Origin of the sequence: Kitasatospora nipponensis (assembly GCF_039528135.1) — a bacterium.
In the GTDB taxonomy this organism is placed as follows: Bacteria; Actinomycetota; Actinomycetes; order Streptomycetales; family Streptomycetaceae; genus Kitasatospora; species Kitasatospora nipponensis.
Map to the genome: position 1 here is coordinate 1 of NZ_BAAALF010000312.1, position 5,674 is coordinate 5,674.

Consider the following 5,674-nt stretch of genomic DNA (forward strand, 5'->3'; position numbering starts at 1 on the left):
TCGGCCGGCCGCTCGCCGCCGGCCCCGGCGGCACCGGCGGCCAGCGCCGCCCGCTCACGCAGCTCCTCGGAGGCGTACGGCGCCAGCGCGAGGGCGGCGTCCCTGATCTCGATCACCAGGCGGTGCAGCCGCACCCGGGGCCCGCGGCCCAGCCGGGCGGTCAGCACCACCTCGGGCACCGCGCCGGTCAGCGCGGTCCACAGCGGGCCGAGCAGGCGGGCGGTGCGCCAGGCCCGCAGGCCGGCCCAGGCCGCCCCCAGCAGCGGCACGCAGCTGCCCAGCAGGACCAGCGCGATGGCGGTCCACTCGATGCCGTACAGCAGGCCGGCGCTCATGAACATCGGCCGCTCGAACAGCTGCAGCAGCACCTGGCAGACCCGCAGCACCGAGTAGCAGAAGCCCGCCGCCGTCCCCAGGCCCAGCACCCACAACCCGGTCCGCAGCCAGCCGCCGGCGGCCCGCGGCGCGTAGGTCCCGAAGAGCCAGCAGCTCACGGCCATCGCGGCGCCCAGGTAGCCGGCCACGATCAGCGCGTACACCGCCGCCGGGACCGAGCCCGGGTAGGCCTGGTAGAAGTCGACCACCTCGACGGACTGGTGGATCAGCGCGAAGCAGACCACCAGGCCCAGCTGCGAGGCCAGCAGGACCGCCAGGTGCGGGCGGCGCAGCCGCGCGGCGAGCCCGGGACGCGCGCTGTCGGCGACGAAGGTGAGCACCGCGCTGTTGGCGACCAGCCCGATCGCGTGCTTGACCGGGACCACCAGGTTGTGGATCCCGCTGGTGGCGTCGATCCAGCCGGTGACGGCCGGCAGCCCCAGGGTGACCAGGGTGGTCACGCAGGCGAAGGCGGTCCAGAGCGAGCGCTGGCGCGGGTTGCGGACCGCGGCGGGCAGCCGCCAGACCGTCAGCAGCCAGAGCACGCCCAGGATCGCCAGGTGGACGGGGCTCAGCTGGGTGCCGGGGGCCAGCGCGCCCGGCGGCGGGGTCGTGGCCGGCGACTGCGCGAGCAGCGGGTGGGCGGTGATGGCGAGCAGGTCCCTCATGCGCGGCGTCCCGGGTGCCCGAAGGCGTCGTTGAGGCGGGTCAGCACCTCGGCCGAGTGCGGCAGGGCGGAGTGCGGCGAGGTGGGGTCGGTCTCGGCGCCGGCGCGGGTGGCGCGCTCCAGGATGAGGGTCGCCATCGACTCGGCGTCGGCCTCCTGGCGGCTGCTGTAGCCGTTGCGGGCGAGCAGGGCGAGTACCCGGTCGGTGGACAGGCCCAGCTCCAGGTCGGCCGCCTGCCGGGCGGCGTCCTCGGCGGCCCGCTCGGCCGCCCGCTCCGCGGCGCGCTCGGCCAGGGCCAGGTGGCCGGCCTGGTCGGGCAGCGCGTCGCCCTCCGGCGCGACGTGCTCCAGCAGCATGTGCGAGATCTCGTGCAGCACGATCTGGGTCTTCAGGATCGGTGCGGCACCGGCCTCGTAGAAGACCAGGTCGGCGGTGTCCAGGCCGACCCAGAGCCCACAGGGCAGGTCCGCCCCCGCGGCGTTCTCCAGCGGGACCAGGTGCAGCGGGCGGCCGCGCCGGCGGGCGATGCCGGCGCAGAACTCCTCGAGCTGGAACGGCTGCGGCACCGCGAGCCCCTCGACCAGGGCGGCGAAGTCGGTGCGGGGCTGCCTGCGCCACTTCATGGCCGCCCTGCCCTCTCCCTGTGCCACGCGGCCGGCCATCGGGAGCCGGACGATCGAGCCAGTAGCTTAAACGCTGGGTCGAGGGGTGGTCACGTGGGGTGGCGTGCAGGTGCGGTGTCCTCCGCGTACCGGCTCCTTCACCCGCGACCGGCCGGCACCGCGGCACTACTCCCGGCGGCGCTCGCGCTTGGCGCGGTTCACGTCGGGCAGGCCCTCGACGGCCCGGACCTGGTCGACGATCGCCCGCAGCCCCTTGAGCGCGCGCGGCGAGAGCCCGGCGAGGCGGAAGGCCACCGCGCGGATGTTGCTGTCGGCGAGCACGTCGGCCAGCTCGTCCCCGGGGGCGGGGGCGGCGGCGGGGGCCCCGGGCGGCGCCCCGGCGGCGTCCCCGGGCGCGGGTGCGGCGGCGCCGGCCTCGGTCCCGGCCGGCGGCCGGCCGGCCGCCGCGGCCGCCTTGAGCTCGCTCAGCCGGGCGTCCACCCGCTCCGCCACCGTGTCGTCGAGGAAGTACCCCGTGGGGACCCCGAAGAAGGCCGCCACGGCCTCCAGGGTCTTCACCGTGGGGTTGGTCTTGGTGCCCGTGCGGATCTGCTGCAGGGTGCCGTGCGAGACCGTCGGGTCGCCCTCGCCGGCCCGCTCGCGGATCGCCTGCGCCACCTCGTGGTAGCTGAACGGTCCGCGGCCGGCGGGGTGGATCTCCCGGAAGAGGTGGTCGAGCCGCTCGGCGATGGTGCGCCGGCGGGCCGGGGGTTGGACGCCCGTCGTCATCGACACACTCCTTGTTCGCGTGGTGCTGGTCGCAGGCTCTCCGCCGTGCTCCCCGGGGGTCGGGGTGAGGTGGCCCAGTATCTATCGAAATAGATGACGAACGCGAGGAAACTACGGATTTGCTCCTTCGCGCTTACCGGTTGACAGCCCCGGGAGGGTGCAGCGTATGTTTCCATGCATGGCCGTCCAACAAAATAGACGGCACGGCACGGCGCACGGTCACACGGGGGTTGACCGTGCGCCGTCATTTTCTTCCGGCGACCCCGTCCCCTCCGGGACGGGCACCACCACGGGCGGGGGCACCTGCGAGGATGGCCGGGTGACCCAGTCAGCCGCACCCACCCGCCTGATCGCCACCGACCTCGACGGCACGCTGCTCGGCGCCGGTGGGACGGTCTCCGACCGGACGGCTGCCGCCCTGGCCGCCGCCGAGCGCGCCGGCATCCAGGTGGTCTTCGTCACCGGGCGCCCGCCGCGCTGGATGCAGCGGCTGGCCGAGCACATCGGCGGCCACGGGGTGGCGATCTGCTCCAACGGCGGCGCGGTCCTCGACGTCCACGGCGACCGGCTGCTGGAGACCTTCCCGCTGCCCGTCGCGGACGCCCTGGCGGTCGTGCGGGTGCTGCGCGACCGGCTGCCGGGAACCGCCTTCGCCTTCGAGTTCCCCGGCGGCTTCGCCCGCGAGCCGCAGTACCAGGTGCGGATGTGGGGCGACGACGAGGCGCACCAGGTGGCCTCCGCCGAGAAGCTGCTCGGCTGCGACCGGCACCTCGGCGCCGGCGACCTGCCGCCGCAGGGCGCCGCCGACCCGCGGCAGCAGCCGCCCGGCTGCGCGGTCGCCAGCTACAAGCTGCTCGCCCAGCACCCCGAACTGGACCCGGACGCCTTCCTCGCCGAGGCCAGGGCGGCCGTCGGCGACACCGCCGAGATCACCCGCTCCAGCTCGATCGCGCTGCTGGAGATCAGCGCGCGCGGCGTCACCAAGGCCAGCACGCTGGCCCGTTGGTGCGCCGAGCACGGGATCGACCGCAGCGCGGTGGTGGCCTTCGGCGACATGCCCAACGACCTGGAGATGCTGGCCTGGGCCGGCACCTCCTACGCGGTCGCCAACGCGCACCCCGCGGTGCTGGCCGCGGTCGCCCGGCACACGGTCAGCAACGAGGAGGACGGCGTGGCCCGGGTGATCGAGGAACTGCTCACCCGGGCCACGCCGTCACCCTGACGCCGTCCGTCTGCCGTCGCCGATCCGACGGACCGTCACCTCGCCTAGCCGAAACGGCCGTTGACGTAGTCGGCGGTGCGCTGGTCGACCGGATCGGTGAAGATCTGCGCGGTCGGGCCCGCCTCGACGATCCGCCCGGGGGTGTCGTGGGTGGCCAGGAAGAACGCGCAGGACTGTGAAACCCGCTGCGCCTGCTGCATGTTGTGGGTCACGATGACGATGGTCAGCCGCCCGCGCAGCTCGGCGATGGTCTCCTCCACCCGGCGGGTCGAGGTCGGGTCCAGCGCCGAACAGGGCTCGTCCATCAGCAGGATGTCCGGCTCGACGGCCAATGACCGGGCGATGCACAGGCGTTGCTGCTGGCCGCCGGAGAGCGCGCCGCCGGGGGTGCCCAGCCGGCTGCTGACCTCGTTCCACAGCCCGGCCCGGCGCAGGCTGTCCTCGACCAGGTGGTCGCGGTGCTCCCTGGAGACCTTGATGCCGGCCAGCTTCAGCCCGCTGGCGACGTTGTCGGCGATCGACATGCCGGGGAACGGGTTCGGCCGCTGGAAGACCATGCCGATCCGGCGGCGCACCTCGGCGGGGCGCCGGCCGTGCGCGTAGACGTCCTCGCCGTCCAGCAGCACCTCGCCGGCCAGCGCCGCCCCGCGCACCATCTCGTGCATCCGGTTGAGGATCCGCAGGTAGGTCGACTTGCCGCAGCCCGACGGTCCGATCAGCGCGGTGACGTCGCCGGCCGCCATGGTGAGCGAGACCCGCTCCAGGACCTTGTGCGCGCCGAACCAGGCGGAGATGTCGCGGCTCTCCAGCCCGGAGAGCCGGGCCGGCTGCGCCTCGGTGCTCCGCTGGGGGACGGTGGTGGTCATCGGACGTTCCTTCCGAGCAGTGGCGTCACGTCGGATCTGTCGCGCGACATGTCAGTAGAGGTTCGGCAGGAGGGCGGCGGCGTTCTCGTAGCAGGCCCAGAGCAGCGCGGCGAGCACCGGCGTGCCGGCCAGGTAGGCCGCCCGCCGGTGCCAGCGGCGGGCGGCGAGGGTGACCAGGGCCACCGCCCCCAGCAGCGCGGCCGACCAGAGCTGCAGGACGCTCAGCGCCCCGGTGTCCTGCGCCAGCGCGCGGTCCGCGGGCAACTGGGCGGGGCGGCCGAGCGGGTTGGGCTGCGGCTCGTCGTCCAGCCGGGCCCCGACCAGCACCGTGCCGGTGGGCAGCAGGCCCGCGCCGCTGGTGGTCAGCACCAGCCGGGCCGCCGCCGGGTCGCGCACCGGGTGCGTGCCGTCGCCGTAGACGTTGACGGTGTAGCTGAAGCGGCCCTGCGCGGTGGTGGCGACGATCTTGTCGCCGACCCGCAGTTCGGAGAGCCGGCTGAACGGCGCGCCGAAGAACGTGCCGCGCCCGAAGAGCACGGCGGTGCCGATCTGGCCGGGCAGTGCGGTGTCCCGGCGGTGGCCGGGGCCGCGCATCAGGTCGCGGCCGCTGGTCCCCTCGACCACCACCATGCCCCGCACGCCGATCGCCGGAATGTCGATCAGCGCCACCGGGTCGCCGTCGGGGGCCGCGCCGGTGGGCGCGACCGCGTTGGCGAGCTCGTTGCGGAAGGTCCGGTAGGAGAGCGACTGGTAGTGCATCTCCTGGAGCGGGGCGAGGGCCGCAAGGTAGAGGGCGAAGCCCAGCAGCAGGCCGGAGAGCAGGGTCGCCGCCCAGCCCGCCTGGAGCACCCGGCGCCGGCGCGCCGACACCTCGCTCCCGGCACCCGCCGCGGCGGCGGGTGAGGCGGGTGCCGCCGCGGTGGGTGAGGCGGCGGGCGTCCGCGACGGTCCGGGCGCGGGTGCCGGCAGCGCCGCGACGGCGGTCACGGGCGGGGCCATGTCCGGGTCGATCGGGGGCAGTTGGAGGGTGTCGGCGATCGAGGAGTCCGGCGCGGAGCGGGACTTGTCCAGGTCCACCGGGCCGGTCATCGCGGACCCCCCGAGGCGTCGGTGCCGGCCGGGCCGCACCGGGGCCGCCCGGCCGCCCGCCGA

General features: G+C 75.1%; 6 protein-coding genes. 1 reads left to right on the forward strand and 5 read right to left on the reverse strand.

The window, feature by feature from the left end; translation table 11 throughout:
• The 3 genes from ABD323_RS39085 to ABD323_RS39095 form a co-directional block, all read right to left on the reverse strand.
• Nucleotides 1-1,043: MAB_1171c family putative transporter (locus ABD323_RS39085; protein ID WP_344446862.1), on the reverse strand; the 1,043-nt coding region annotated here is incomplete at its 3' end.
• Entirely contained in the window at nt 1,040-1,666 is a 627-nt protein-coding gene (locus ABD323_RS39090; protein WP_344446863.1) for a hypothetical protein, read from the reverse strand. The genes ABD323_RS39090 and ABD323_RS39085, both read right to left, overlap by 4 nt.
• 165 nt (nt 1,667-1,831) lie before the next feature.
• Nucleotides 1,832-2,434 carry a helix-turn-helix domain-containing protein gene (locus tag ABD323_RS39095; RefSeq protein ID WP_344446864.1) on the reverse strand — a complete coding sequence of 201 codons (603 nt, stop codon included), beginning with the start codon at nt 2,432-2,434 and terminating at the stop codon, nt 1,832-1,834.
• A 319-nt stretch (nt 2,435-2,753) separates the two neighbouring features.
• On the opposite strand from ABD323_RS39095, the gene ABD323_RS39100 reads away from it, so the two are divergent.
• The gene (locus tag ABD323_RS39100) at nt 2,754-3,656 is read left to right on the forward strand and encodes an HAD-IIB family hydrolase (RefSeq protein ID WP_344446865.1); all 903 of its coding nucleotides are present in this window, start codon (nt 2,754-2,756) and stop codon (nt 3,654-3,656) included.
• A gap of 44 nt (nt 3,657-3,700) precedes the next feature.
• On the opposite strand, the gene ABD323_RS39105 is transcribed toward ABD323_RS39100, so the two are convergent.
• Together ABD323_RS39105 and ABD323_RS39110 are read right to left on the reverse strand one after the other, a co-directional pair.
• Entirely contained in the window at nt 3,701-4,522 is an 822-nt protein-coding gene (locus ABD323_RS39105; protein ID WP_344446866.1) for a phosphate ABC transporter ATP-binding protein, read from the reverse strand.
• A 51-nt stretch (nt 4,523-4,573) separates the two neighbouring features.
• On the reverse strand, nt 4,574-5,674 hold a 1,101-nt coding region (locus ABD323_RS39110; RefSeq protein ID WP_344446867.1), incomplete at its 5' end, for a sortase.

Bases quoted from the DNA above. Each gene is read 5' to 3' on its own strand.
- ABD323_RS39090 (WP_344446863.1), bottom strand. From the start codon at position 1,666: ATGAAGTGGCGCAGGCAGCCCCGCACCGACTTCGCCGCCCTGGTCGAG.
- ABD323_RS39095 (WP_344446864.1), bottom strand. From the start codon at position 2,434: ATGACGACGGGCGTCCAACCCCCGGCCCGCCGGCGCACCATCGCCGAG.
- ABD323_RS39105 (WP_344446866.1), bottom strand. From the start codon at position 4,522: ATGACCACCACCGTCCCCCAGCGGAGCACCGAGGCGCAGCCGGCCCGG.